The 26,985-nt window shown below is 66.8% G+C and carries 24 protein-coding genes and 2 pseudogenes; 14 read left to right on the top strand and 12 right to left on the bottom strand.

Annotation, left to right across the window (positions count from 1 at the left end; all coding sequences use genetic code 11):
• Positions 1-60: 60 nt before the first annotated feature.
• Positions 61-840 (bottom strand): 5'/3'-nucleotidase SurE, encoded by a 780-nt coding sequence (surE, locus tag LGN10_RS03285; protein ID WP_099317003.1) that lies wholly within the window; start codon positions 838-840, stop codon positions 61-63.
• 526 nt (positions 841-1,366) lie between these two features.
• On the opposite strand from surE, the gene LGN10_RS03280 reads away from it, so the two are divergent.
• Both LGN10_RS03280 and LGN10_RS03275 read left to right on the top strand, forming a co-directional pair.
• Positions 1,367-2,035 carry a response regulator gene (locus LGN10_RS03280; protein WP_059576254.1) on the top strand — a complete coding sequence of 223 codons (669 nt, stop codon included), beginning with the start codon at positions 1,367-1,369 and terminating at the stop codon, positions 2,033-2,035.
• Between the two features lie 173 nt (positions 2,036-2,208).
• Entirely contained in the window at positions 2,209-5,226 is a 3,018-nt protein-coding gene (locus tag LGN10_RS03275; protein ID WP_226221734.1) for a hybrid sensor histidine kinase/response regulator, read from the top strand.
• Between the two features lie 266 nt (positions 5,227-5,492).
• On the opposite strand, the gene LGN10_RS03270 is transcribed toward LGN10_RS03275, so the two are convergent.
• On the bottom strand, positions 5,493-5,801 hold the full coding sequence (locus LGN10_RS03270; RefSeq protein ID WP_059237885.1) for an AzlD family protein: 309 nt from the start codon (positions 5,799-5,801) through the stop codon (positions 5,493-5,495).
• Positions 5,794-6,528, bottom strand: a complete 735-nt coding sequence (locus tag LGN10_RS03265) for an AzlC family ABC transporter permease (protein WP_226221732.1) — start codon at positions 6,526-6,528, stop codon at positions 5,794-5,796. The genes LGN10_RS03270 and LGN10_RS03265 overlap by 8 nt, the downstream gene beginning before the upstream one ends.
• 125 nt (positions 6,529-6,653) lie before the next feature.
• On the opposite strand from LGN10_RS03265, the gene LGN10_RS03260 reads away from it, so the two are divergent.
• Together LGN10_RS03260 and LGN10_RS03255 are read left to right on the top strand one after the other, a co-directional pair.
• Entirely contained in the window at positions 6,654-7,112 is a 459-nt protein-coding gene (locus LGN10_RS03260; RefSeq protein ID WP_006486309.1) for an Lrp/AsnC family transcriptional regulator, read from the top strand.
• Positions 7,113-7,338: 226 nt separating this feature from the next.
• Positions 7,339-7,908 carry a hypothetical protein gene (locus tag LGN10_RS03255; protein ID WP_059576210.1) on the top strand — a complete coding sequence of 190 codons (570 nt, stop codon included), beginning with the start codon at positions 7,339-7,341 and terminating at the stop codon, positions 7,906-7,908.
• Between the two features lie 72 nt (positions 7,909-7,980).
• Here the strand turns inward: LGN10_RS03255 and LGN10_RS03250 are convergent, their stop codons facing one another.
• The 6 genes and pseudogenes from LGN10_RS03250 to LGN10_RS03225 form a co-directional block, all read right to left on the bottom strand.
• A complete protein-coding gene (locus tag LGN10_RS03250; protein WP_226221730.1) occupies positions 7,981-8,268 on the bottom strand; it encodes a helix-turn-helix domain-containing protein in 288 nt (95 codons plus the stop codon).
• Positions 8,269-8,328: 60 nt separating this feature from the next.
• Positions 8,329-8,763 (bottom strand): annotated as a pseudogene (locus LGN10_RS03245) (LysE family translocator); the annotation flags it as partial.
• A gap of 134 nt (positions 8,764-8,897) precedes the next feature.
• Positions 8,898-9,767: a PASTA domain-containing protein gene (locus tag LGN10_RS03240; protein ID WP_226221728.1), complete on the bottom strand. Its 870-nt coding sequence runs from the start codon at positions 9,765-9,767 to the stop codon at positions 8,898-8,900.
• Positions 9,768-9,873: 106 nt separating this feature from the next.
• The gene (locus LGN10_RS03235; RefSeq protein ID WP_124659207.1) at positions 9,874-10,206 is read right to left on the bottom strand and encodes a DUF2322 family protein; all 333 of its coding nucleotides are present in this window, start codon (positions 10,204-10,206) and stop codon (positions 9,874-9,876) included.
• 53 nt (positions 10,207-10,259) lie between these two features.
• On the bottom strand, positions 10,260-10,457 hold the full coding sequence (locus tag LGN10_RS03230) for a hypothetical protein (protein ID WP_406806545.1): 198 nt from the start codon (positions 10,455-10,457) through the stop codon (positions 10,260-10,262).
• A gap of 31 nt (positions 10,458-10,488) precedes the next feature.
• Positions 10,489-11,193, bottom strand: a complete 705-nt coding sequence (locus tag LGN10_RS03225; protein WP_124659206.1) for a flavin reductase family protein — start codon at positions 11,191-11,193, stop codon at positions 10,489-10,491.
• 229 nt (positions 11,194-11,422) lie between these two features.
• On the opposite strand from LGN10_RS03225, the gene LGN10_RS03220 reads away from it, so the two are divergent.
• Positions 11,423-11,749 (top strand): thioredoxin family protein, encoded by a 327-nt coding sequence (locus LGN10_RS03220; protein ID WP_059576186.1) that lies wholly within the window; start codon positions 11,423-11,425, stop codon positions 11,747-11,749.
• Positions 11,750-11,759: 10 nt separating this feature from the next.
• Positions 11,760-12,179: a secondary thiamine-phosphate synthase enzyme YjbQ gene (locus tag LGN10_RS03215; protein WP_059576183.1), complete on the top strand. Its 420-nt coding sequence runs from the start codon at positions 11,760-11,762 to the stop codon at positions 12,177-12,179.
• Positions 12,180-12,308: 129 nt separating this feature from the next.
• Here the strand turns inward: LGN10_RS03215 and atsR are convergent, their stop codons facing one another.
• The 3 genes from atsR to LGN10_RS03200 are packed head-to-tail and all read right to left on the bottom strand — an operon-like array spanning position 12,309 to position 15,555.
• Positions 12,309-14,129 carry a hybrid sensor histidine kinase/response regulator AtsR gene (gene atsR, locus LGN10_RS03210; protein ID WP_124864058.1) on the bottom strand — a complete coding sequence of 607 codons (1,821 nt, stop codon included), beginning with the start codon at positions 14,127-14,129 and terminating at the stop codon, positions 12,309-12,311.
• A gap of 1 nt (position 14,130) precedes the next feature.
• The gene (locus LGN10_RS03205) at positions 14,131-14,634 is read right to left on the bottom strand and encodes a molybdopterin-dependent oxidoreductase (RefSeq protein WP_059576176.1); all 504 of its coding nucleotides are present in this window, start codon (positions 14,632-14,634) and stop codon (positions 14,131-14,133) included.
• Between the two features lie 48 nt (positions 14,635-14,682).
• Positions 14,683-15,555: a response regulator gene (locus LGN10_RS03200; protein WP_226221726.1), complete on the bottom strand. Its 873-nt coding sequence runs from the start codon at positions 15,553-15,555 to the stop codon at positions 14,683-14,685.
• Between the two features lie 361 nt (positions 15,556-15,916).
• Here LGN10_RS03200 and LGN10_RS03195 point away from each other — a divergent pair, with 361 nt between their 5' ends.
• The 8 genes and pseudogenes from LGN10_RS03195 (at position 15,917) to LGN10_RS03160 (ending at position 26,710) form a co-directional block, all read left to right on the top strand.
• Positions 15,917-16,504, top strand: a complete 588-nt coding sequence (locus LGN10_RS03195; RefSeq protein ID WP_059581221.1) for a tetratricopeptide repeat protein — start codon at positions 15,917-15,919, stop codon at positions 16,502-16,504.
• 121 nt (positions 16,505-16,625) lie between these two features.
• A complete protein-coding gene (locus LGN10_RS03190) occupies positions 16,626-17,453 on the top strand; it encodes a hypothetical protein (protein WP_059581218.1) in 828 nt (275 codons plus the stop codon).
• 138 nt (positions 17,454-17,591) lie between these two features.
• Positions 17,592-18,617, top strand: coding sequence for a hypothetical protein (locus LGN10_RS03185; RefSeq protein ID WP_226221724.1), 1,026 nt, complete (start codon positions 17,592-17,594; stop codon positions 18,615-18,617).
• 380 nt (positions 18,618-18,997) lie between these two features.
• Positions 18,998-22,072: an ATP-binding protein gene (locus tag LGN10_RS03180; RefSeq protein ID WP_226221783.1), complete on the top strand. Its 3,075-nt coding sequence runs from the start codon at positions 18,998-19,000 to the stop codon at positions 22,070-22,072.
• A 120-nt stretch (positions 22,073-22,192) separates the two neighbouring features.
• Positions 22,193-22,381 (top strand): hypothetical protein, encoded by a 189-nt coding sequence (locus tag LGN10_RS03175; RefSeq protein ID WP_081059181.1) that lies wholly within the window; start codon positions 22,193-22,195, stop codon positions 22,379-22,381.
• A gap of 350 nt (positions 22,382-22,731) precedes the next feature.
• Complete coding sequence (locus tag LGN10_RS03170; protein ID WP_060316165.1) at positions 22,732-23,391, top strand: response regulator; 660 nt, start codon at positions 22,732-22,734, stop codon at positions 23,389-23,391.
• A 110-nt stretch (positions 23,392-23,501) separates the two neighbouring features.
• Positions 23,502-23,720: pseudogene (locus LGN10_RS03165) on the top strand (transposase); the annotation flags it as partial.
• Positions 23,705-26,710 carry an ATP-binding protein gene (locus LGN10_RS03160; protein ID WP_226221722.1) on the top strand — a complete coding sequence of 1,002 codons (3,006 nt, stop codon included), beginning with the start codon at positions 23,705-23,707 and terminating at the stop codon, positions 26,708-26,710. The pseudogene LGN10_RS03165 and the gene LGN10_RS03160, both read left to right, overlap by 16 nt.
• Positions 26,711-26,985 lie beyond the last annotated feature (275 nt).

Genomic DNA, 26,985 nt, shown 5'->3' with positions numbered 1-26,985 from the left:
ACCGGCGGCGGTGCGCGCATCGTGTACGCAACCGCCGGGTTCGTTCGCAGGGGGGATCGATCAGCCGAGGTTCGACCGCAGCCGCGCGAGCGCCTGGTCGTGCGTGCGTTCGAACTTCAGCGGCGTGACCGCGATATACCCTTCGCCGAGCGCGACCGTTTCCGAATCCGCATCGTCATCGCGCGGCGCACGCGCGAGCTTCAGCCAGTGATAGTCGATCTCGCGCGGATCGCGTCCCGACACGATTTCGACGCCCTGCAGCGTGCCGGCGCCCTGGTTCGTCACCTTCAGGCCGCGCACGTCGTCGGCCGGCCGCGGCGGGAAATTCACGTTGAGGCACGCATCGCTGTCCCAGCCGGCGGCGGCGAGCCGGCGAATGACGTCCGGCGCGTGCGCGAGCGCGGTGCCCCACGGCACCGCGTTGCGATCGGTGAACGCCTGGCTCAGCGCGATGGCCGGCACGCCGACCAGCATGCTCGTCATCGCGGCGCCGACCGTGCCGGAAAACACCGTTTCGGTGCCGAGGTTCGCGCCGCGATTCACGCCCGACAGCACGACGTCCGGCCGCGCGCCCTTCATCAGGTGGCTCACCGCGATCGCGACGCAGTCGCCGGGCGTGCCGCGCACCGCGAAGCGGCGCTCGCCCTTGCGATGCACGCGCAGCGGTTCGTGCAGGCTCAGCGAATGCGACGTGCCGCTCTGGTCTTCGGCGGGCGCGACGATCCACACTTCGCGGGCGAGTTGCGTGGCGACCTGTTCGAGTATTTCAAGGCCGGGAGCGTCGAATCCGTCGTCGTTGGTGAGCAGGACACGGTCGAACGGCGGGCGGGTTTCTTGCATCGGGACGATCCTCGCGAAGGGTAATGAGAGGGGAAGTGCGGCGTGGCGCAAGCCACGAGGCTGATATGACTCCCGGCGTCGACCGGGATCGGTTTCTCGAGTCATGTTGCCAGAATTTCAGCGATTCGCCTTCAGGTAATGCCGTTATGCGGTGCCTCACCGACATCCCGGCAATTCGCAACTGCCCGGCGAGCCGAGCTGTCCAAAGCGGGCCACGTAGCGTGGCGACCATGCCTCGCGGGCGCGTGGCCGGCTCCGGTATCGTGTAAAAACGGCGAGTCGTCGATAACTTCGAAAAATCCGCACGACGGGGACGTGCGGCCATATCCTGTGCACTGCCGGCGCAGTGCGCGTACCGTCCGCTGCTCGGCCGCACGCCGATTTCCGGACGAACCGGAAATTATTCTAAAATCGAGCCGCTATTGCCCGGTATGCCGAGTACGGCCTGCAACACGATGGTGGGAGCATGCTTCCCATCGCGGCGGGGAAGCGGCGCATCACCGAAAGCCTCGGCGGAAACAGGAACATGGAAGAATTTTTTGTGCGCGTGATGGTAGCCGACGATCATCCCGCGTCCGCGCTGGGCATGTCGCAGGCGCTGCAAGGCAACAGCACGATCGGGCTCGTGGGCACCGTTTCGAATTCGACGGACCTGGTTGCAGCGCTCGACGTGCAGCAGAGCGACGTGCTCGTGCTCGACTATGTGATGCCGGGCGGCAAGTACGGCGACGGGCTCGTGCTGCTGTCGTTCCTGCAGCGGCGCTATCCGGCGCTGCGCATCGTGACGATCACGATGATCGACAATCCGAGCGTGCTGCGCGCGATCCACAAGCGGGGCGTGAGCTGCATTCTCAGCAAGTCCGATGCGATCTCGCACCTGATCGGCGCCGTGCATGCCGCGTACGTCGGTGCGAGCTACACGTCGCCATACATCAAGCAACTCCTGCACGACGCCAAACCCGAGCCCACCGCGCGCGCATTGACCACGCGCGAAATCGAGGTGGTGCGATTGTTCGGTGCGGGCTACACGGTGGGCGAGATCGCCACGCAGCTTCATCGGAGCAAGCAGACCGTCAGTTCCCAAAAGTCGAGCGCGATGAAGAAACTCGGTATCGTTCGCGACGCGGATCTGATCCGCTACAACGGCGAGCAGGATCTCGACGGCGCGCCCGACGACGAGGCGTCGCGGACGTGACGCGCCCGCGGGCCGGCTGTGCTCCGACTCCGCTGCGGGCCAGTGCCGCTGAAACGATGCATGTGCGTGTCGGCGGTGCGCGCCGCGCGACAACGCTGTTTTCGGGGCGCCGACGCGTGGAAGTCGGTGAACGATGCGGCATCCGCGGCCGCGTGTGACGAGATCGACAGGACATGCCTGCAAAACTGAAAAGACTTCTTTCGTCCGCCACGCCGACGGGGCGCAAGTCATTCGAACCGGCTCGCGTGAGGCGACAGCAGCAGTTCCTGCTGTATGCAAGCGGCGCCGCGATCTCGGTGTTCATTCTGGTGTGTGCGGCGCTCGTCGTGCTGCTCGATGTGAAGGAATCCCTCGAGCGCGCCCGCGTTGACTTCACCGAGCGCAAGGCGGAGTTCTTTGCCGAGCTGGAGGTGATGAAGGCGCTGCAGAATCGCTATGTCGACAACATGGAGCAGCGTTGGGCGCACGGCCCCGTCATTGCGCCGGGCTCGCCCGGGCTGTTCGACGGCAAGCGCGGGAAACAAACCCTGGTCGGCCGGATCGGGCCGGTGGCGGTCGCGGCCTTCGTCGATATCCCGTCAGCCGATCCGGCGAATACGCGCCTGCCCTATCTCGAAAACTTTCTCGGGCAGGTGGAGACGACCGGCGTGCTGCCGCCGAAACCGGCGATTTCGGTATTCGCGTCCTATCTGATCGATTCGAACGGCGATTATCTTGTCGCGATGGGGTATCCGGTGGTCAAGCGAGCGCTCTCGTGGCCGGCCGGTTTCGACGTGCGGGCACTCGTTCGGCAACTGCGGCCGCTGAACGACGGCGCGTCCGCCCCGGCGGCTTCCGCGGCGAACGCGATCACGCTTGACCGTCGATTCGACCCGGTGCTCGGGCGCGCCGTGTTGCGGCTGGTGCAACCGGTGCGCGGCGCGAACGGCAAGCCGGTCGCCTGGTTCATCACCAACAGCCGGCCGCAGATGGACGAGATCGTGCGTCCGTCGAGCATCGGCGCGGACTACGCGCTCGTCGACGTCGGCGGCAATCTGCTGGTCGGCCGTCAACCCGATGATGTGACAGCCGCCCTGGCGCTCGCCGACGCGCGCCGCACGCAAACGGTCGTTCGTCGTGTCGGCACGCACTTCGTCATCGGCAGCCAGATACGGGAATCGGATGCGGTGCTGATGGCGACGCTCTCGTGGCGCAGCGTTCTGTACGACATTGCCGCCGCCCTCGGCGTGACGCTCGGGGCCGCCGTGTTCGCCATTGGGCTGCTGTGGGGCGCCATCGTGTCTTTCGACCGGCGCGCGCTGCGTCCGGCGAATCGCCGTGCAATCCGCCTGATCGAAAGCGAGGCGCTCAACCGTACGCTGATCCGGACCGCGCCGGCCGGGCTCGTGCTGTTGTCCTTTGCCGATGGCGAAGCGATCATGCGCAACGAAGCGATGATCGCGTACGAGCGGGAGGTGGCGGGCGAGCCGCTCGGCACACTGCTGTGGCGCGCGTACCGGGACGGCGCCCCGGCCGGCAACGCGCGCAAGCGCGTGACGCGAGAGCTGGCCGTCGAGCGCGCGGGGGCCGGCATCGTCTATTTCGACGCGCACATCGCGCGCACCAAGTACCGCGGCATCGACGTGCTGCTGTGCACGCTGCTCGACATCACGGTGCGCAAGCAGGCGGAGGAAAAGCTGCGCGAGGCGCGCGAAGCCGCCGAACTCGCGAACAAGGCGAAGTCGACGTTCCTCGCGACGATGAGCCACGAGATCCGCACGCCGCTCAACGCGATCATCGGCAACCTGGAGTTGATGGCGCACGCGCAGATGGCGCCGCCGCTGCGGCGCCGGCTCGGCACGATCGTGTCGTCGTCCGATGCGCTGCTGCGCGTGATCAACGACGTGCTGGACCTGTCGAAGGCGGAATCGAATCAGATGACGCTGGAAGTCATGCCGTTCGACCCCCGCCGTCTGCTGCTCGACATCGCGGCGTTTTTCCGTCCGCTCGCCGATGCAAAGGGACTGGCGCTCGAGTGCGCCGTGTCGGCGGAGTTGGCTGATGGTTATGTCGGCGACCCGACCCGCCTGCGGCAACTCGTGTCGAACCTCGTCAGCAACGCGATCAAGTTCACCGAACGCGGCAGCGTGACGCTCTCGGCAGGGCCGGCGCGCATCGGCGCCGACAGGCGCGGCCTCGAAATACGCGTCGCGGACACCGGCATCGGCATACCGGCCGACCGCATGCCGGCTTTGTTCGACGTCTACATCCAGGCCGATGCATCGACCTATCGCCGCTTTGGCGGCACCGGCCTCGGGCTGCCGCTATGCCGCCATATCGCCACGCTGATGCACGGCGAACTGACCGTCGACAGCCGCGTCGACGAAGGCACGACGTTCACCGCGACACTGCCGCTGCCGGCCGCCCCGGCCGGATGGCGTGCGGATACGTTCGAGCAGGACGTGGCGGCCGACGCCAGGCCGGAACCGGATGACCAACCCCGCGCGCCGTTGCGAGTGCTGGTTGCCGAGGACCATCCCGCGAGCCGCGCGTTGCTGCGCGACCAGCTCGATGCGCTGGGGTACGACGCGATAATCGTCAGCAACGGCGTGGAGGCGATGCGGGCGTTCTTCGAGCATCCGTTCGATGTCGTGTTGACCGATCTGGGCATGCCGGAGCTCGACGGCTACGCGCTGACGAATTTCCTGCGGGAACAGGGGGCAACGGTGCCCGTGATCGCGATGACCGCGCATGCGACGGAGGAAGACTACCGACGCTGCGCACGGGTGGGTGCCGCGGAAGTCGTACTCAAGCCGCTGTCGATGTCGGCGCTCGATGCCGCGCTGAGGCGGCATGCGGCTTCCGGCTCGCCCGCCGTGGAGCATGGTGATCACGGCAAGCAGCCGGCGATGACCGACGAGATCCGGCTGAAACTGTGCGAGGCGACGCTGCGCTCGCTCGCGGCAATCGACGCGGCGCTGGCGAGCGGCGATATCGGCACGCTGAAGACCGAATTGCACTCGCTGCGAGGCGGTTTCGCGCTAGCCGGCGACACGCGGACACGGGACGCATGCGCCCGCGCGGAACGTATCGCGATGGATGAAGGCGTGGAAGGGCTCGAGCCGGCGTGGCCGGCCTGCCGCGCGACGATCGCGGCCGCGCTGGAGCGGTTGTCCGGCGCCGAAACGCGAGCGCCGCGCGCGTCGATCTGACCGATAACGGCGCATGGCCGGCGTAGAGGTCGACACTATATTCGCCGGGCAGCGCGACGTTGCGACCACGCCGAGCAATACGTCGACGACGCTATCGTTGACGCCGCAGTCGCGGGGCGCAAGCCACAAGACTGATATGACTCCCGGCGCGGGGATCGTCGTGTCGCGCCGGTAGCGCCGGCCGGCGCACACGTGAAAACGGGCGCATCGTGCGCCCGTTCGTCGTGTCGTGGAATGTGCCGGCCGGCGCGGCCGGCCGGCCCCGCTCAGCCAAGCAGATAGCGCAGCAGGCCGGCCGACACGACGCCGACGATGACGGTCGGCAGGATCGACAGGCGCGTCGCCGCGAGCAGCGTGATCGCGAGCGCGAGCAGGTCGGCGGGGCGCGTCGACACGAAGGCCGGCGCTATCACCGAAATCAGCACGCAGCCGGGCACGTTCTCCATCACCGAAGCCATCCGCGGGCTCAGCGTGCGGTTGCGCAGCAGCACATAGCCGAGAATGCGCGACAGGTAAGTGGTCGACGCCATCAGCACGATCGTCGCGACCGTGCTGAAATCCGGAAGCTCAGGCATTGCGCGGCTCCCAGAGCAGCGCGGCGATCAGCCCCGCGCAGGCGCCGGCCGCGACATACCACGCACCGGGCAGCGCGAGATGGGTGGCTGCCGCGACGACGAGGCTCACGAACCACGGGCGGCTCGCGCGCACGCCTTTCCACATCCCGCGCAGCAGCACCAGAAACACAGCCGTGAACGCCATGTCGAAGCCGTACTGTTCGACGTTGCCGATGGTCGGGCCGACCGCCGCGCCGAGCGTCGTCATCGAGATCCACGTCAGATAGAGCCCCATGCAGATGCCCGCGTAATAGGGCACGCTGATGTGGGTGGCCGAGCGCTCGCGCGCGTCGGCGAGCGACATCGCCCAGCTCTCGTCGCACATGAAGAACAGCGCGACGAACGCGCGGCGGCGCGGCAGGCGCCGGATGTAAGGCTCGAACGCGGCGCCCATCAGGATGTGGCGCGAATTCACGAGAAACGACATCGCGACGATCAGCGCGATATGCGGCGGCGACGTCCACAGATGGATCGCCGCGAATTCGGAGCCGCCGCCGAAGTTCAGGCCCGTCATCATCGGCACCTCGAACAGGCTCAGCCCTTTCTGCGCGGCCTGCGCGCCCAGCACCAGCGCGAACGGCACGAAACCCAGCATGACGGGCAGCGCGGCGCGCAAACCGCGACCCATCTCGGCGACATGGGCGGGCCTGTCGCGAAGCCCGGACGACGTTGAAACGCTACTGCTCATTACTCCTCCTTCGGGGGAGGGATTGTCTGCTTTTTTGACTCGAATCGGGTTGCGTTGTGGCCAGATTTTTCCCAGAATTTGGCATTGAACGCGCAATGCGAGAATTTTTTGGAATTGGATGCCAAATGAAGCTTGACGCTATCGACCGCCGGATCCTGAGCGCGCTGCAGCGCGACGGCCGCATGCAGAACGTGGAACTCGCGCACGAGGTCGGGCTGTCGCCGTCGCCATGCCTGCGGCGCGTGCGGCTCCTCGAGGAAGCCGGCGTGATCGAGAAATACGTGGCCGTGCTGAATCCCGCGAAGGTCGGCAAGGGGCTGACGATCTTCACGCGCGTATGGCTGAAGGGCCAGGACGCGGAATCGGTGAACCGTTTCGCCGAGGCCGTCCAGCAAATGCCGGAAGTCGTCGAATGTCACCTGATGGCCGGCGACTGCGATTTCCTGCTGCGCGTCGTCGCGGCCGACATCGACGATTACCGGCGCTTCCAGATGGAATACCTGACGCGCATTCCCGGCGTGCTGAGCGTGAAGACCGACATTCCGATGCAGAAGGTCAAGCTCACGTCGGCGCTGCCGACCTAGCAAGGAGTGGGCGCGTGGCGGCGCATCGATGCGCGGTCATCGCGCGGTGACAATCGCTCGATAAACTGATGGGCTGGGTCGCGTCGCACAGGATGAGCCGTGCGATCGCGCACTGTTCGATGTGCAAGCAACTAACGGTCAATGCCGATGCAGTCGGCCCAGCGGCGCGGCGTGGCGCGCCGGGTCGTGCGTCGGTGCGGATGCGTTTTTTCCTGTCGAGTCCTGCATGCAGCCATTCAATACGCCGTGGAATTCACTGGAAATCGTCAAGCTCGTGCTCGGCGTGCTGACGCCGTTGTCGGTCGCGTGCCTCGGCTGGCTCGTCGCGCGCCGGCTGAAGCGGCTCGAACTCGTGCAGTGGACCAACCAGCGGCTGATCGAGAAGCGGCTGGCGCTGTACGACACGGTCGCGCCGCAGCTCAATGCGCTGCTGTGCTTCTACACGTGGATCGGCTACTGGAAGGACATCTCGCCGGACGACGTGATCCGCGCGAAGCGCGACCTCGACCGCACGTTCCACATCTATCGCTACCTGTTCGACGACGACGTGTACGACGCATATCACACGTTCATCCACGCGCTGTTCGAGATGCATACGGGGCCGGGCCGCGACGCGCGGATCCGCTCGCTGATCCAGGCGCCCGACGGCGACCGCAGCGTGCACGGTTCGTATGAGTGGAAGCCGGCGTGGTCGGAGCGTTTCGCGACCGCGAACGTCGTGCCGAAGGACGACGTGCTGAAGCATTACACGCAGTTGATGGAGCGGCTGCGCGTGGCGCTGGGCGCGACGCGCTGACGGGGTCGGCGCTCGCGCGCCATGCCGGTATTGAAATCCGTCATGTAGCCGGCCGTTTCGAGCGTGCGTGATTCAGGCGAACGAGATCACGAGCCTCTTGCCGCAAGCCGCCGCATACTTGCGCAGCGTATCGACGGACGGGGAATGCTGCCCCGTTGCGAGCGCACGCTCGAGTCGCGTAATGGCGGGCGCCTTCGTGCCCATCCGTTCCGCCACGTCGGCTTGCGACAAGCCAGCCTCTCGCCGTGCAGCCAGCATCGCGTCGAGCAGCGCGAATTCCTCGCGATTCAATCGTTCGTATTCCGTGCGCACCGCGGGGTCGGCCAATGCCCGCTCACGTAGTTCCTTATACGTTGCCATCTGGAACCTCCTTCAATCGACGACGCGCGATTTCCAGTTCCTTCAGAGGTGCCCTTGGCGCGAGCCATGTTCGGGCCGCACGAACTGCGGGAACAGCGCGACCACGAACAGCGCCATCTTCGGGTTCAGCAGGTTCGTCGTCAGCCCTTGGCGGAAGATCGTCGCGGTCGAGTGGCGACGTTGCGACGCGACGGGCGACAGCGCGGTCGCATCCGAACGGAAGGTTTTCCACGCGAGATACAGCAGATACGCGGCGCCAGCGAAGCGCACGACGTCATACGCGAGCGGCACTGCAACGAAGAGTTGCGACAAGCCGAGCGCCGCGGCGAGCGCATGGCAGTAGGTGCCGGCCTGAATGCCCGCGAGCGTCGCGAAGCCGGCGCGCCGGCCCTGGCTCACGCTGCGGGACGCGATCAGCAACATGTCCGGGCCGGGCGTGGCGGTGAGCGCGAGACACGCGCCGGAGAACAGCGCGAGCGTGGAGAGATCGATCATGGCGGCCCCTTTTGCCGGTGCGGCGTTGAAGGGAAGTCAGTTTAGGAGGGTGCCCGAGGCCGGTCAATCGAGCGAACGGACGATGGCCCGATGGCCAGACGGCACGCATCGCGCGTGCGCGGCCTGCACGCCACTCACTGTTTGCGGCAGGCAACCTGATAGTCGATCACGGTGTTCTCGGAAGGCTTGTCCGGCGCGCCACCCACCGTGGTTACGCCGAGCACGCCGGCCGCGTTCCGGTAGCGCAGCGCGCAATACCCGACGCCGGTACCCGAGCACGCTTCGGCTTCGACGATGCCGTGCTTCGCGAGCGTTGCCGCGCCATCCGCCGCATCCGGCTTTTCGCGCGGACGCAGCGGCTGCCAGCCATGCGCGATCAGCATCTTGCGTGCCGCGTCGAGCGGCTTGCCATACACGTTCGGCACGACCGCGCGGCCGTTGCAGTGCGTACTTTCGGCGGCGACGCGGGTCAGCCGCAGGCCGCCGCTTTCCGCGTGCAACTCGCCGACGGGCGCGCCGGGGCCGTCGCCGCCCCAGACGAGCAGCGCGCCGTTTTCCAGATGATCGACCGGGCCGAGCTGCCAGCCGGCCTTGCGCGCGGTGTAGCCGAGCGCGACGAGCGTCGTGCCGTCGAAGACGCCGATATTGCCGTTGCGCGCGAAGCAGATCGCGCTCGTGCCGGCGTTGAATCCGCTTGCGAAGGTCACGACCGTATAGCGCCCGAGCGGTGCCTCGGACGTCACGATCCAGTCACGCTGCGCGACTTCGCGGCCGGCGGCCGTGGTCGTTTTCGCGCGATATTGCGTGCAGAACGGATCGAGCGCACCGCTTTCAGGCGAGTGCGGCAGCGTGCCGAGCGGCACGAGCGACGCGCCGGCGATATCGGAGCCCGTGCGCAGCGGCTCGGCCGATGCCGCGCCGCCGAACGTGGCGCCGGCTAATACCGCGATCGAAACGATCGAAGCAAGACGGCGGGTGAGCGATGAGGCAACGGAAAGGAACACGCGGGCTGTCTCCGGGGAAAGTGTGACGGGCGCGGCAATCGCGTTTTTCCGCCCGTCCATCACGGTTGCGCGCACCGCCAGGCGGCACGCGCGTGTCGTCATCGACTCAGCCCTTCGCGACCACGTCGATGCGCAGCGCATCGCCGCCCGCGATGATCGCCAGCAGGCGATCGACGTTCGGATGCGCGCCCGGACGATTGCGCGCGTCGGCCGTATGCTCGGCGAACACCGCGAGGCCGTGCTCGGCCGCTTTCGCGTCGAGCGTGCCGAACGCCTGCTTCAGATAGTGGTACACCGCGAGCGAGCCCTGCTTGCCGGGCTGATTCTCGATGGTCGCGACCACGTCGCCGTTCGCGCCGACGAGATCGATGCGCGCGATGCCGTCGATGGCCGGCAGTTGCGCGAGGTTGTCCTTGAATACTGCGGTCGGTTGAATCACTGAAAACACTCCGTCGGTTCGGTCATGGGCCCAGATGCGTGGCCGGCCGTATCTTATCCGATCGGCGCCGGCGCGCCGGCTCGCGCGCCGGTGCCGGCCGTGCGCCACGCGAGCGCCGCGCCCGCGAGCTGTAGCGTGCCGCCCGTCAGCATCGCGACTCGCAGCCCGGTCGCACCACCGCCGCACGCGTCGTACAGCGCGCCCGGCATCGCCCGGCCGAATACCGCGCCGGTCATCCGCGTCACGTTCATCAGCGATGCCGCTGTGCCGGCGCGTGCGGCGTCATGACCGCACGGTATCGGTCAGTACGCCCGCCTCGCGCGCTCGCTCGATATCGGGGCTGCGATACGCATGCTCGGGAATCTCGGCGAGCCGCGACGCATGCACCTGCCGGGGCGCGAGCCCGTAGAAGTTCTGGAAGCTCATGATCAGCGGCGACCACTTGTCCGGATCGATGCGGTCCGGATGACCGTCCATCAGCAGCTCGGGATGCACGTGCACACGCTGGATGCGCACCTCGAACACACGAATGCGGCCGCGCAGGTCGGGCATGTCGTCGCCGATCCCGTGCGTGGCCGCGACGACCGCTTCCAGATGCACCGGGCATTCGAGCGCGCGTGGCGGCGCGACGGTCTGCGACGCGGTCTCGGTGAGCCCGGCCGTGCCGAACTTGTCGGGTTCGAATACGTAGCCCTTCGCGCGCTTGCCGTCGGGCACCGGATACGTGCCCGTCGTGCGCGCGATCCGGTCCACGGCGTCCGCCTGCGCCGACGACGGCAAGTTCAGCACGCATTCGCCGGTGCGCAGCAGGTTGCGCGTGGTCTGCGAACTGGCGGCGATGCCGAGCACGCCGCGCCAGCCGAGCCAGAACGCGGACGAGATCGGCGCGAGATTGGCCGTGCCGTTTTCGTTGAGTGTGCTGACCAGCACGACGGGCGTGCCGAAGTAGAGGATGTTCGGTTCGGTGACGCAATGGGGCGCGTTCATGGTCGAGTCCTTCGATGATGGTCAGTCCGCATGCTGATCCTGTCGCGGCGGCGCGGCGCTCCGATTCTTGTCGTGTCATTCCGAAAGGCGCGCAAAGGGGCACGGGTACCGCGCCGGGCCGAGCCGGCAGCGGCCGGGCTTTTCCGCTACAGTAGGAAATCGAAGGCCGCGCGCGCCTGCCTCACGCCGGCGCGCGCGGTCACGTTTCGCCAACGTACACGAGGGCCCGATGGACACCGAGCAACGCTACACCGCCAACGCGCCGACCCGCGCGGAAGTCGACGCACTGGGCGGCGCAACCGTCATCGAATTCGGCGCGAACTGGTGCGGGATCTGCGCAGGCGCGCAGCCCGCGATCACGGCGTCGTTCGCCGCGCATCCTGCCGTGCGGCACCTGAAGATCGAGGACGGCCCCGGCCGTCCGCTCGGCCGTTCGTTCGGCGTGAAGCTGTGGCCGACGCTGGTATTCCTGCGCGACGGGGTCGAAGTCGCGCGCGTCGTGCGCCCCACCGACGCGAAGCAGATCGAGGCCGACGGCTTCGCCGCGCTGGCCTGAGGTCACGGCGATGCAACAGGCCATCACGCACATCGGCGTCGATACGCGCGGCAGCGGCCTCGTCGAAGTCACGCCGCAGGTACGCGCGTTCGTCGATCAGCAGGCGATCCGCACCGGCCTGCTCACCGTGTTCTGCCGCCATACGTCGGCGTCGCTGCTGATCCAGGAGAACGCGGATCCGTCGGTGCGGCGCGATATCGAACGCTATTTCGCGACGCTCGCGCCCGAGGACGACACGCGTTACGAGCACGATACCGAAGGCGCCGACGACATGCCCGCGCATCTGCGCACGGCGCTCACGCAGGTGCAGTTGTCGATTCCGGTCGAGCATGGGCGCATGGTGCTCGGCACGTGGCAGGGGATCTATGTGTTCGAGCATCGCCGCGCGGCGCACCGGCGCGACATCGTGCTGCATCTGATCGGCGAGTAGCGAGTAGGCGAGCAGGCGAGTAGGCGAGTAGGCGAGTAGGCGAGTAGGCGAGCAGGCGAGCAGGCGAGCAGGCGAGCAGGCGAGTGGCCGGGCAAGCGCGAAGCGCGCGATGCCGCGCCGGCGTGCGGCTCAGGCGAGCAGCTTCTCGACGAGCGCGCCGAGTTCGCGCAGGTGGACGGGCTTCGGCAGGAACGCGTCGAACACCCGCTTGTTCTCGCGCAACGCGGCCGATTCATACGCGCTGACGCCGAGGATCGCCGGATGCCGGCCGTCGCCGTCGGGTTGCGCCACCGCGCGAATGCGCCGCGCCACGTCGAATCCGCTCAGGTCCGGCAGTTCGAGATCGAGCACGACGAGGTCGTAGCGCCCCGTACCGAAGCGCGCGACGCCCTCCTGCCCGGTGCCGCACAGGTCGGCCTCGATGCCGAGCGCGGACAGCATCGCGCCGAGCGTTTCGCGCGCGTTGTCGTTGTCGTCGACCACCAGCGCGCGCCGGTCGCGTGGCGGAAGCGCGGGCGGTAGCGCGGGCGCGTCCCCTGCTGCGTTGCCGGCCGATTCGACGCCGGGTGCTTCGACCGGCAGCGTGACGACGAACTCGCTGCCTTCGCCGACCACGCTGCGCACGTCCACATGCCCGCGCAGCGTCGTCACGATTTCGCGCACGACCGCGAGCCCCATGCCGATCCCGTCCACGTGCAGCCCGACCGCGTCGTTCGCGCGATAGAACGGCTCGAAGATCTTCGGCAGATGCTGCTTCGCGATGCCGGCGCCGGTGTCGCGCACGGCGATCCGCACCTGCTCGCCGGCCGGCGCGTCCGCGAGCGTGATCGCCACCGTGATCGAGCCGCCGACCGTGTACTTGACCGAGTTCTCGATCAGGTTCGACAGCACCTGCCGCAGCAGCTTGCGATCGGAGCGGATCGCGAGGCCGGGCGGCTCGACGAGCTGCGTGACCGCGATCCGCTTGGCCGCGATCTTCCCGCGCAGCGGTTCGAGCACTTCGGCGAGCAGCGGCGCGATGCCGACGGTATCCAGTTCGGCGACGCGTTTCGTCGAGCGCAGCTTGATGTAGTCGGTGAGGTCCTTGACGAGCGCTTCCAGCGACAGTGCGGAATTCTGCAGCCGCCGGATCGTCTTCAGGTTCGCGTCGGACTGCGGGCGTGCCAGCAGGATCTCGATCGATCCGCAGATCGCCTGCAGCGGCGTGCGCAGTTCGTGGCTGACCATCCCGAGGAACGCGTTCTTCGCCTCGATCATCTCGAACGCGCGGTCGGACGCCTTGCGTTCCGCATCGAGCGCCGCGTTTTGTCGCGCCAGCAGGTCGTCGCGCGTACGCATCGTATAGAACAGCAGCAGGAACAGCGCGCACAGGATCACGCCGAGCACGATGCCGAGGATCAGGATCGCGCGCTGCTTTTCCTTCAATTGATGGAACGTGAAGTCGCGCTGCGCCATTTCGATCGCGCGGAAGTAGTTCGCGAGGCCGTTGACCTTCGGCCAGTACGCATTGACTTCGTCGATCACCTGATGCGCCTGCTTCGGCGCGTCGCGCAGCAGCGGCACCTCGCGCTTCAGGCGCGTCATGAATTCGCCGAGCGCGTCGATCTCGTTGCGCGCGCGCGGGATGCGCAGCCAGTATCGTGACACTTCCGACGGCCGCTGCAGGAACCCGAACGACACCGACAGGCTGTCGAGCTGCATCTGCACGTGATCGAAATCGTCGTCCTCGCGCGTCGCGTAGAGAATCAGCTGCCGGTCGAAGCGCGTATAGACGTTGCGGTATTGCGCGGCGGTCCAGAACACGCCTTCGCGCGGCCCCTCGAGCACGCCCTCGTTGACCGAGGTGGCGAGGAGATCCCACAGCAGGAACGCCCATGCGGTGAACCCCGCGATCCACAGCGAGCCGAGGATCAGGATGATCTTTCTGTTTCTCCAGCGCCGCCGCGTCATGTCACTTCACGGTCAGGCCGATGATCTGCCACGCGAATTTGGCTTCGCCGAGCGGCGTCTTCAACTCGTCGGGATACTGATCGCGCGGATACATGATCCACAGCGGGCCGTAGTTGTCGTTGCCGAGCACCTTGCCGTTCATCGTCCGCGCGAGGATCACGCCGTACTTGTCGGCATCGGAAACGGGAATCGTGAACGTGTATTCGTCGATGCAGTGGAATTCGATCTGCGTACCCTGCGCGCCGACCGTCTTCAGCACGTCGGACAGGCGCGGGCCGGTGAAGGTCGCCTTCGGCGTCCAGCTCGTCGACGTGACGATCGTATGCTGCGGCAGCGCCATCAGCGCCGGCTCGGAAAAGACGTAGGCCGTTTTCCCCTGCTGATTGCTCTTGCTGATCTTGCCGTCGACGGTGAACGTGAACGACGACGCGGCCCACGCCGCGGCGGCCATTCCGAGCAGGCAGGCCGCGAGCACGGTCTTGATCCAGATGGTTGAAACGCGCATGTCTTTCCCTCGGTCTGGTGGTTCGTGTGGTGGTGTGTCGCTCCGGCTTCAGTTCGCGGCGGCCGTGCCCGGCAGCGTGAGCTTCAGTTCGCGCGCGACTTCCGCGAACAGGATCGGCAGGCGCACCGGCTTTTCCTCGCAGCGCGCGTTGTAGTGCGACACGATGTGCGCGATCTCGTCCTCGCTCGCTTCGCCGGTCGAGATCTTGCCGGTCAGCAGGAAGATCGGCGCGCCGCTGTTCTCGCTCGAGCGGATGCCGCGCACGAGCTCGGCGGCCGTCTGGTCGCCGAGCATCCAGTCGAGGATGTAGCCGTCGAAATCCTCGACTTCCAGCGCCTTGCGGAAGCTCGCGCCGTCGAAGTACGGGATCGCGTTCACGCCTTTCTCGATGAAATATTCACAGACCGTTTCGGCGACGTCGTGCGAATCGTCGACCACGGCGATCCGCGCGGCATACGCGTTCGGCTGCGCCGAGCGCAGCTCGATCACGTCGACCGGATACGTGCGCCCCTCGCGCGCGTGCGCACGCTCGGTGACGATCCATTCGCCCTGCCACTGCAGCGCGACGAAATCCGTTTCGATCTGGCTGGTGGCCTTCGTCGAGATCGCGGCGCGGCAGCGCAAGCGCTTCGATTCGATCACGAACGTCGCGTCGATCATCTCGGGCGCGGCCGGCTGCATGCCCTTGTCGTCGAGCAGGATCGCGGGCGGCACGCCGAAGTGCGTCGCGATGTCCTGCAACTGCGACAGGTTCCACGGGATCAGGCCTTTCATCTTGCGCGTGACGACCGAGAAGCTCAGGCCGAGCACGTTCGCGATCGTCGTGTTGTGACTTCGTGGCGGAATGCCGTTCCGGTTCAGGAGATCGCGCACCTTGTTGGCGGTGATGAGATCGACGTTGGCCTGCTCGGTGGTGGACATCTCGAGGGGGTCTCCAAGGGTTTTGGCGAGGAAGAGCATATCAAAGCTGACGCACCACGCAAACTTTAAACGCGCGATGGAACTTGACATGCCATTTTTCTCCATTATTATTGCTCACCACGTCACTATTGTTTGTCGCGTCATGTTTGGAGGTCGATGCCGGCCATGGGCGGGCGGCGAAAAGCGGCGGCAATAAACAGTGACGGAACGATTCGAAGAGAGAACCTGAGAGAGCCTTGGGATGCGTGTCGGCGTTGGCGGATGGAATTGTATCCGGTGCGCCGCACGCAACCGGGTACGAGCTCACGGGGTGGATAGCTCGAAGCATTGCGGTGCCAATAAGAACCTGAGGATAGTACCCATGTATCGCCGTTTACTCGCACCGGGGCTGCTGTTGCTGTTGGCCGCCTGCGCGCAGGATCCGTCCATCACCAGCAGCACGGTACGGATCTGCGACGACACGGGGTGTTCCGATCGCCCTAAAGATCAGGTCTCCTATCAAAAAAGGGACGATGCGGACGACCGCGAAGATCCGCGCATCGCCGCGCTCAAGCAAACCGCGAAGACCCAGCCGAAGGCCGCCTACGACCTCGGCCTGCGCTACTTCCGCGGCGACGGCGTGCGCCAGGACAGCTACCAGGCGCTCAAGTGGATGCGCGAGGCCGCCGAACGCGGCGACCTGAACGCGCAGAAGGCGCTCGGCAGTTTCTACCTGTTCGGCCTCGAGGAAATGGGCGCCGATGCGCGCGAAGCGGAGAAGTGGCTGTCGATCGCGGCCGGCCGCGGCGACAAGGAATCGAAAAAGCTGCTCGATCTCGCGCGCAAGGCGAAGAAGGAAGACGAAGAAGACTGGAAATGGCGCACGCAGTGGCGTGACGTCTATTACGGCTACTGGTACTCGGGCTATCCGTACTACGGCGTCTGGCAGCAGACGTACTGGTACTACTGACCGGGCCTGAAGCAACGGGGGCAGCCGCGGGGAGACCACCATCGCGCGCCACGCCGGGGGGCTTATCGAAGTTCGCACGGACCCATAAGCCGAACAACGACTCTAATCGATCGACAACGACATGAAGACCAACCTTTCCCAACGTCTGATTCAAGGTGCGCTGGTTGCAGCGCTTGGCGCGTCCGTCGCGGGGTGCGGCGGCATGGTGACGCCCGGCGGGCAAAACGCCGGGGTGACGGGCGCGGCGGCCGGCGGCGCGAGCGCCGGCGCCGATTCGCAGTTGCAGCGCTGCGCGTCGCCGCTGGGCACGATCGCGGTCGACGACGGCCGCAACGCCGACTGGTGGGGCCCGTTCGGCAGCGCGACGAAGGTGACGAGCATCGACCCGCTGCTGCGGCTGGCCGTGCAGCAGTCGAACTGCTTCGTGATCACGTCGATCGGCAACCAGAAGAGCGACGCGCGCCTGTCGCGCATCACGCAGCTGCAACGCAACTCGGGCGAATATCGCGCGGGCTCGAAGCAGCAGAAGGGCCAGCGTGTGGCGGCCGACTACTACATGGAGCCGCAGATCGTGATCAACGATTCGCCGATCGGCGGGATCGGCAGCATGATCGGCGGGCTGATCGGCAACAGCGCGGTGGCGGCGGTGGCGGGGCACCTGCAGACGAAGGCGTCGGTGGTGACGCTGACGCTGTTCGACGTGCGCTCGGCGGTGCAGATCGCGGCGTCGGAGGGCAGCTCGACGGCGACGAACTACGGCGCGGCGCTGGGCGGCCTCGGCGGCGGGGTGGGCGGCGGGCTCGCCGGTTTCTCGACGACGCCGGAAGGCAAGGCGACGGTCGTCGCGTTCATCGACGCGTGGAACAAGATGGTCGTCGCGCTGCGCAGCTACAAGGCGCAGGACGTGAAGGGCGGGCTGGGCCGCGGTGGCCAGCTTCAGGTCAACTGACGCCGACGGGGCCGGCGGGATGCCGCCGGCCGCTTGTCGAGCCCCGATTCCTGATTCCTGATTCGTGATGGTCGGTGCGTGCGGTGTGAGCCGCGCGTACGGGCGTCGTTCGTCCTGCTCGTTGGAAAGGTGATTCCGATGAAAGCCGTTGCACTGATCGCATTGACTTGCCTCGCGCTGACCGCTTGCGGCGGCGACGACAATTCATCTCCCGCGTCGTCCGGCGGTTCGGGGACGACCAACAACGGCGGCAGCGGCGGCAGCGGCGGGACGGGCGGCGCGGGTTCCGGCGGCAACGGCGGCTCGGGCGGCTCGGGCGGCTCGGGCGGCGGCACGCTGACCTGGCGCTACGAGGCGCAGCCTGTCGCGGCCGATCGGGCCAGTTTCCTGACGCTGGTCAACAACGAAGGCGCGAAGGGCTATCGTTATCTGGGCGACTACTTCTACGCTGCGGGCAATGGCGGCACGCAGTCGATCTTCGTGAATGACGGCACCGCGCAGACCTACACGTATCAGTTGCAGACGGCGCCGGCCGACATGACGTCCTTCGTCAATACGGCCAACGCGCAAGGGGCGAGCGGCTACCGCTACGAAGGGCCGCTCACGTACGGCGATCTCTATCGCAAGGACGGTGGCTCGTCGGCCACCTACACGTACACGACGACCGGGCTGCCGGCCGATGCGAACGCGTTCCTCACACAGGCGAACGGCCAGGGCCAGTCGGGGTACTGGTTCGTCGGCCCGCTGATGGTCGGGGCCGTGCAGGCGAACGTCTACATGAAGAACAACGCGTCGAACGCAACCTATACGTACGACGCGCTGGCGCCGACGTCGACGGTCGGCGACTTCATCGCGCAGGCCAACAGCGAAGGCGCGAAAGGCTACCGCGCGAAGGGCGCGATGGCGTTCGGCACGGCGATCTCGTGGGTCTACGTGAAGGACCAGACGCAGTCGCCGACCTTCACGTACCAGTCGGCCGCGATCCAGTCGACCGGCGCGAACTTCGTGCAGCAGGCGAACACGTTCGGCGCGCAGGGCTCGGCGTATCTGAGCGACATCGCGCTCGGCACCACCGTGCCGCCCGTGATGGCGTCGTTCTATTTCGCGCCGAAGAACTGCACGGGCTTCCTGTGCACGACGCTGAATCCGCTCACGCAGAACTGAGCGGGCGCGCCGCGCGGGGCGTTCATTCGAGAATGATCCGCGCGCGCCTCATCGAGTGCCTCAGGTGCGACACGCGATGCGTGGGCGCATCTTTTGCCGCCGGCTTGCCGGCGGTATTTCGTTTCTGCATACGCCGCGCTTTGCCGTTCTCCGCGTGACGCCGCGGCCCGGATCGGTCGAAATGTCGCGCCAAAGACTCGGTCAAGTCCAAAACAATTATTCAAATTATTCAGACGAGTACTAAATCGGCCTGACTCGACTGATTTCCCCCGAGTCGTTTGGCATGATCGGGACAACTCCATCCCTTTCATTCCATCGTGACGTCCGTCCGGGCCGAGCATCCGCTCACCGCCGAACCCGACGTGCCGTCGCGCCAGGCCATGCCGTACAGCACGCTTCAGTCCATTCGCCGCTATCAGAGCATTTCGATGTTCGGCGGCGCCATCGTCGTGACGATCCTGATTCTCGTCGCCTGCGGGCTCGGGATCGTGTCGATCGTATACGGCTATCTGGACGGCGAGCGGCGCAATTTCCTGAACGGCGTCGAGGAAACCGTCGACGAGATTCAGGTGAGCGAGACGTCGTTCCGCAACGGCGTCGCGAATACGCAGCTGATCTGGCGAGAGCTCGATGCGGCGCCGGCGTCCGTCGTCGACGCATTCTTCGCCGACGGCGAGAAACTCGCGATCAAGCCGTATCCGTCGCTGGTGGTCGGCGTGCCGGGCCAGACGACGCGGCGCGACGAGGTGGCGCGCTACCTCGCGCTGTCGTTCATGCTGTCGCGTATCTGCGCGGCGAGTTCGCTCAATCGCGGACGCACCTTGGAGGGTTACCACTACAGCACGCGCACGGGGCTGTTCGGCCTGGTGCCGCACCTGTCGGGCGACAACCCGGCGCTGGCCACGGCCGAAGCGCGCGCGCATGTGCTCGACGCGTTGCGCATCGATTTCACACCCACGCCCGAACTCGGCGCGGATGGTCGGCCGCACGTGCATTGGTTGCCGCCCTACGTCAACCCGGTGACGGGGCAGGCCCGCATCCGGATCGCCGCGCAGGCGCGCGCCGACGGCCAGCCGTTCGCGGTGCTCGTGACGGAGTACGCGCCCGAATATCTGCTGTCGTGGCTGCAGGATCGCCACGCGGCGGGCGTGTTCTTCATCACGACCGCGGACAACCGGCTCATCACGATCGATCCCGGGGTCGAGCGCACGCCGGCGCTCGACGCGCGTCTGCTCGCGCTGGACGTCGCGCACGAGCACGCGGCGCCGGCCGAGGCGATGTTTCGCGACGGCACGATCGTGTTCCGCGGCCCGCTCGCCGCAACCGGCTGGACGATCGCCTATGCGCTGTCGCTGGCCGATGTCGCGGCCGCGATCGGCGTGCAGGCCGGGGCGCTCGTCGCGACGTCGCTGCTGGCGATCGCGGTGATGTGGCTGCTGCTGGTGCGTTTCTACCGGCGCATGCTCGTGCCCGTCTACGCGCGCTCGGCACGCGTGTTCGACAGCGAGGATCTGTGCCGCAGCGTGATCGGAATGGCGCCCGTCGGCATCGGGCTCGTGTCACGATCCGATCGCCGCGTGATACTGGCGAGCGACGTGCTGGCGCAGATGCTCGTGCCGTACGGCGGCGATCCGCAGGCGCTGGCGGCGCAGGTCCTCGCGCAATACGAGGGGTTCGTCGCGGACGAAGGCGCTGGCCGAACGATGACGACCGAACTCGTGCTCGACGCATCCGGCGCCGCGCCGCTGCATCTGGAGGTCATCGCGCACGGCGCGCGCTATCAGGGCGAGGACGTGATGATCGCGTCCTTCGCCGACACGAGTGCCCAGCGCCGGCTCGTGCATCAGCTCGAGGAAGCCGTGCGCGCGGCCGATTCGGCGAATGCCGCCAAGTCGTCGTTTCTCGCCGCGACGAGCCATGAGATCCGGACCCCGCTCAACGTGATCCTCGGCAACCTCGAATTGCTCGAGCGCACGGCGCTCGATGCATCGCAGCAGAGCCGCGTGCAGACGTTGCGCGCATCGGCGGAGGGCCTCCTCGCGATCGTCAGCGATATCCTCGATTTCTCGAAGATCGAGGCCGGCGCGATGTCGGTCGAGTCGATCGAGTTCGACGTGATCGCGGTGATCGAGCGCGAACTGGCGGCATTTTCCTCCGTCGCGAAGGCGAAGGGATTGCCGCTGTTCGCCGACATCGACGCGAGCGGCGCGCAGCGCATGCGTGGCGATCCGACGCGGCTCGCGCAGGTGGTCGGCAACCTGCTGGGCAACGCGATCAAGTTCACCCGCGAAGGCCGCGTCGTCGTCCGTGTGGTGGCGGGGCGAGGCACGGGCGGCGTACCGGAACTCGCGATCGGCATCGAGGACACGGGCATCGGCATCGATCCCGCGCAGCGGGCCCGGCTGTTCAAGCCGTTTTCCCAGGTCGACGCGTCGATCACGCGGCGCTATGGCGGCACGGGGCTCGGCCTCGCGCTGTGCGATCGGCTCGTCGCGGCGATGGGCGGGACGATTTCGGTCGACAGCGCGCCGGGCGTCGGCAGCCGGTTTACCGTTCGATTGCCGCTGCGCATGGAGATTGCGCCGAAATCCCGGGCGGTGACGGGCGAGCGACGGACACTGATCGTCGTGTCGCCCGACGACGCGTGGCGCGCGTTCGCCTTTCCGCATCTGCGTGCATGGGGTTTCGATGTCGCGATGCATCCGAGTCCGATCGGGATTGCCGCCGGGTGCCTCGAGCGTGCTCACGCGATCGTACTCTTCGGCGATTCGGAGCAGTGGCGGCGCGACGAGCTCGACAGTCTCGGCGGCGGTACGCCGGTCGTACTCGCGACACCGGACGGCCCGCTGCAGCCGAACGTCGCGGGCCGCACGATCCGCGTGTCGAGCTATTCGTTGAACGGGTTGTACACGGCGATCGAGCAGGCGCGCGTCGCGACGGCCGAGCAGCGGCGGCCGCCGGCGCGGGAGGGGAGTGACGATCGGCCAGCGGGAACTTCCGGCGCGCGTGTGCCTCGCGTGCTGGTTGCCGACGACGCGTCGGTCAACGGGTCGATTTTCCGCGAGCAGCTCGAGGTGCTCGGTTGCGCGGTCCGGTGCGTGTCGTCCGGCGGCGCCGCGCTCGATACGCTCGCCAGCGGTGCGTGGGACGTGCTGCTGCTCGGCGCCGACCTGCCCGACATGTCGGCATGCGAACTCGCGGAAGCCGTCCATGCGCGCGCGTTGCCTTGCGACATGGTCGCGGTCGCATCGCATTTGACGCCCGAGGACGCGCGTCGTTACGCGGCGTCGAACATCGACTGCGTATTGACCAAGCCGGTGACGCTGGCCGACCTGCGTCGCAGCCTGGCCCGTATCGCACGACAGCGCGAGATACGGTTTCCCGCCGCCGCCGCGGACGAACGGCCGACGTCGAGAGCAGCCGTGGCTGCGGCGGCGCACTGGCCAGGACGATAAAAATGAACGATGCGACTGCGGCGTAGATCGCCCGTATCCAGACTGGGAAGGCAGACACGCGGCATCGCCTGGATGCCGCGTGATTTCGATTGAACAAGGAGGGCGAAGGCCGTGCGCTATATGGGGAAGGTGTTCGGGCTGTTGCTTGGATTCGCGACGCTACCGGAGAAATCCAGACGGGATTTTCTCACGAGGCTGAACGAGTTCATGATGATGTCGCCGTCGCAGAAGCGGCGGGCGATCACTGAGTGGCAGCATGCTGCGGACGACAGGATGGATGAACCGGACAAGACCGTGGCCAGGCGTTAGGCAACGGGCCAAGGCGCTTTGCGGGACGGGATGGATCGACGGTGTGGGGGCCGTCGATCGGGTGTGCGTGGGCGTCCGATTGCCGAACGTGCGTGCCGTCGCGGCGCCGTGTTCCAGCCGGCGGCCGGCGCGTCGGCGGTGGCGTCGAAGCTCGACGGGCGCGGACCGGCGGAAGCGCCGCCCGTCCCGATTCTCGGTGGCGACGCCGAACCCGTCTATTATCCTAAAATTACGCTGCGCACCGCCCGGTTCGCTGAACGTCGCAATCCAACCGTTGCGAGATCGATTCGAATCCCGGCGCGTCGCGCAACATGGCACGTCGGGCCGCGTGTATCGGGAGAAGAATAAAGATGGATGAATTTTTTGTGCGAGTGATGGTGGCGGACGATCATCCGTCGTCCGCACTCGGGATGTCGCAGGCACTCGCAGGCAGCAGCACGATCAAGCTGCTCGGCACTGTCTCGAATTCGACCGATCTGGTGGCGATGCTCGACGAGCAGCAGAGCGACGTGCTCGTCGTCGATTACGTGATGCCGGGCGGCAAGTATGGCGACGGCCTCACGTTGTTGTCGTTTCTGCAGCGCCGCTATCCCGCGCTTCATCTCGTCACGATCACGATGATCGACAATCCCAGTGTGCTGCATGCGATCCAGCGGCAGGGCGTGGGGTGCATCCTCAGCAAGTCCGATGCGATTTCGCATCTGGTCGGCGCGGTTCACGCGGCCTATGTCGGCGCGAACTATCTGTCGCCATTCGTCAAGCAGTTGCTCGAGGGCACCGAGAAATCGACGGGCACGCGTGCGCTGACGGCCCGCGAAATCGAGGTCGTCCGGCTTTACGGGGCCGGCATGACGGTCGGCGAGATCGCCATTCAGCTTCACCGGAGCAAGCAGACGATCAGCTCGCAGAAGTCGAGCGCGATGAAGAAGCTCGGCATCGTCCGCGACGCGGACCTGATCCGCTATGCAAGCGAGGGCCATCTGCCCGACATGCCTGGGACCGATGCGTAGACGGGCAACCGGCGGGCGGTAACCGTGACCCGGGCGGCGCAGGCGGCTGCACCGGCGCCGAGGCGACTTCCACGACACCTGGAAAATCCAACGAGAATATTGCTATGCAGATCGCCCGTCGAGGTGAGCCGCACGGTAGTGGCCTCGGACAAACCCGCTGGGGCGTCGAGCGCCCCTTCGCATGGCTGCGCAACTTCAGGCGCTTGCGTATCCGGTTCGAACGCCTCGCTGCCATACGCGAGGCGTTCATGAAAATCGCCGCTTGCATCCTCTGCTGGCGGCAACTTCAAAAATCATTCTGCCAGCGTCTCTTATGCCCACCAAACTGAAAGCGCTGATTGCGCACGCTACCGCCCCGGGCCGCAAGCCGTTCGAGCCCGGGCGCGTGCGGCGCCAGCAGCAATGGCTGCTGTACGGAAGCGGTGTGGCGATCACGGTGTTCGTGCTGGTTTGCGCGGCACTTGTCGTGCGACTCGACCTGCAGGAATCGCTTACGCAGTACCGTTCGGAGTTTCTGGTGCGCAAGGCCGACCTGCTCACGGAGATGGAGGTGGTCAGGGCGCTGCAGAACCGCTATGTCGAGAACATCGAGTTGATCGCCAGGAACCGCACGGCCGTGGCGCCCGATACGCTCGGGCGCTTCGCCGACGATCGCGGCAGGCTGGTCGTCGTTGGCGAGGCGGGGCGGGTGGCCTTTGCCGCGTTCGCGGTCGCTTCGTCATCGCAGTCGGCAAAGGCCTACGCTCCGTGGCTGGGCAGGCTGCTCGCGCAGAGCGAGGTCACGGGCACCATGCCGGCACAACAGCCCGGCGATCCGGGAATGGGCGGATATCTGATCGATCCGGAAGGCAATTTCGTCATTGTCGCCGGGTATCCGTTGGTCAAGCAGGTGCTGGCGCTGCCCGCGGGCTTCGACATCAAGGCATTGATCCGGCAGTTGCAGCCGCCGCCCGAGTTCATATCGGCGGCGGCCGAATCGGATTACCGGAAGATCCTGCTGGACCGGCGACAAGACCCGCTCGTCGGGCGTTCGGTGCTGCGGTTCGTGCAGGCAGTACGCGACGCGCAGGGCAAGCCGATCGCCTGGTTTGCCCTTGTCACGCGACCTGCGATCGACGATTTTCTGCGTTCTTCGTCCGTCGGCAAGGATTACGCGCTGGTCGCCCCGGGCGCGCATGTCCTGACGGGGCGCGAAGCGGATCCGGCGCTGACTGCCCGCGCACTCGACTTTGCGCAAGGGGCGCGCGATGAAAGGGCGGCGCTCCATCGCGTCGGCATGAATATCGTCATCGGCGACCAGATGGCGGGGTTCCGCGCGGCGTTGATCGCGACCATCTCGTGGCGCAGCCTGTTCGACGACGTGGCTGCCCGCCTCGGAATCGCGATCGGTCTCGCGGTGCTGGCGATCGGCATGGTGTGGTTCGCGATCGTGATGTTCGACCGACGCGCGCTGCGCCCGATGAACCGTCGTGCAATCCGGCTGATCGAAAGCGAGGCGCTGAACCGCACGCTGATTCGCACGGCGCCGGCCGGGCTCATGCTGCTGTCGCTCGCCAACGGCGACACCATGGTGCGCAACGAGGCCGCGCAGGCATTTGACGACACCCGAACCGAGCCGCCGCTCGGCAAGCGCATCTGGCAGGCCTATCACGACAGTATGGCGGGTGGGCGGACGCCACGTGTCGTCACGCACGAATTGCCGGTCAGTCTCGCCGGCGACGGGACGGCCTTTCTCGCCGCGCACATCGTCCGTACGCGCTATCGCGGCGTCGATGTGTTGCTCTGTACGCTGACCGACATCACCGCCCACAAGCGGGTAGAGGGCATGCTGCGCGAGGCCCGGGAGGCGGCGGACGATGCGAACAAGGCGAAGTCGACGTTCCTCGCGACGATGAGCCACGAGATCCGCACGCCGCTGAACGCGATCGTCGGCAATCTGGAGTTGATGGAGCGCGCGCCGCTGCCGGCCGACGAGCGGCGACGCCTGCAGACGGTGATGTCGTCGTCGGATGCGTTGCTGCGCGTGATCAACGACGTGCTCGATCTGTCGAAGGTCGAATCGAACCAGATGGTGCTGGAGGCCGTGCCGTTCGATTTGCGTGCGGTTGTGCGCGACGTCGCGGCGATTTTCCGTCCGCTCGCCGCCGCCCGGCACCTCGCGCTCGAATGCAGGATCGATCCGCGGCTGGCCGACGGTCATGTCGGCGACCCCACTCGCCTGCGTCAGATCGTGTCGAATCTCGTCAGCAACGCAATCAAGTTCACCGAGCGCGGCAGCGTGACGATCGAGGCGCGCCCGACAGGCGCCGACGGTCGAGCGCATGGCGTCGAGGTGGTGGTACGCGACACCGGTATCGGTATCGCGCCGGAGAGTCTGCCGACGTTGTTCGACGTGTATGTCCAGACCGATGCGTCGATCTACCGGCGCTTCGGCGGCACGGGGCTCGGCCTGCCGTTGTGCCGGCGCCTCGCGCGGCTGATGCATGGCGACCTGGCGGTCGAGACCCGGCCGGGCCAGGGCGCGACGTTCATCGTGTCGCTGCCGTTGCGCGACGCCCCGTCCGGATGGCGCGCCGAGTTCGACGAGACGGATTCCGCCGCGTCGTCGTTGCCGGCATACGCGGCGGGCGAGACTCCGCTGCGCGTGCTCGTTGCGGAGGATCATCCGGCGAGCCGCGCGCTGCTGCGCGATCAGCTCGATGCGCTGCATTGCGACGCCATGCTCGTCGCGAACGGTGTGGAGGCGATGCGCGCGTTCTTCGCGCATCCGTTCGACGTGGTGCTGACCGATCTCGGCATGCCGGAACTCGATGGCTTCGCGCTCGCGAACTTCCTGCGCGAGCAGGGCGCGAAGGTGCCGGTGATCGCGATGACCGCGCATGCGACCGAGGAGGATCGGCGGCGCTGCGCGCAGACCGGCGTCGCGGAGGTCGTGCTCAAGCCGCTGTCGATCGATGCGCTCGGCGCGGTGTTGCGGCGCCACGGAGGACGCGGCGCTGCGGCGTCGCATCAGGCCGATCGTGCCGCCCGGCCGGTGCCGCCCATGACGGACGAGATACGCGAAAAATTGCGTGCCTCGACGCTGCATTCGCTGGCGACGATCGATGCCGCGCTGCTGCGCGGGGACGTCGCATGCCTTCGCGGCGAACTGCATTCGATGCGAGGCGGTTTCGCGCTGGCCGGCGATGGGGAGTCGAGCGAAGCATGCGCGAAAGGCGAGCGTATGCTGGCTGCGGGCGGTCTCGACGCGTTCAAGCGGGAATGGCCGGAGATACGCGCGGCGATGGAGGCCGCGCTGGCGAGATTGGCCGGCATCTGAACCGATTGGCGCCGCGCCGGGCTGCGCCTCCTGCGCGCGAACTTCGTCCGCGAAACCGATGAAGCCGAGCCCGCCGAGCGGATGCGCGTTCATGGTGCTCGCGGAGATCCTGTCCACGCACGCGTTGCCGCTGTCGCGCGGCGTGACGGCCGGTTTCGCGCGGGTGTTCCGCGCGCAACGGGCCGCGATTGCACCGATCAGACGTCAGTTTGCGTCCTTGACTATCATGCGCCCATGCGGGGCAGATGCCGCATATCGCGATAACCTAACTGTGA

It is taken from the genome of Burkholderia sp. AU32262, assembly GCF_020419985.1.
GTDB classification, from domain to species: Bacteria; Pseudomonadota; Gammaproteobacteria; order Burkholderiales; family Burkholderiaceae; genus Burkholderia; species Burkholderia semiarida.
Note: the sequence above shows the minus strand (reverse complement) of the source record. Positions and strands in the feature narration are given on the sequence as shown.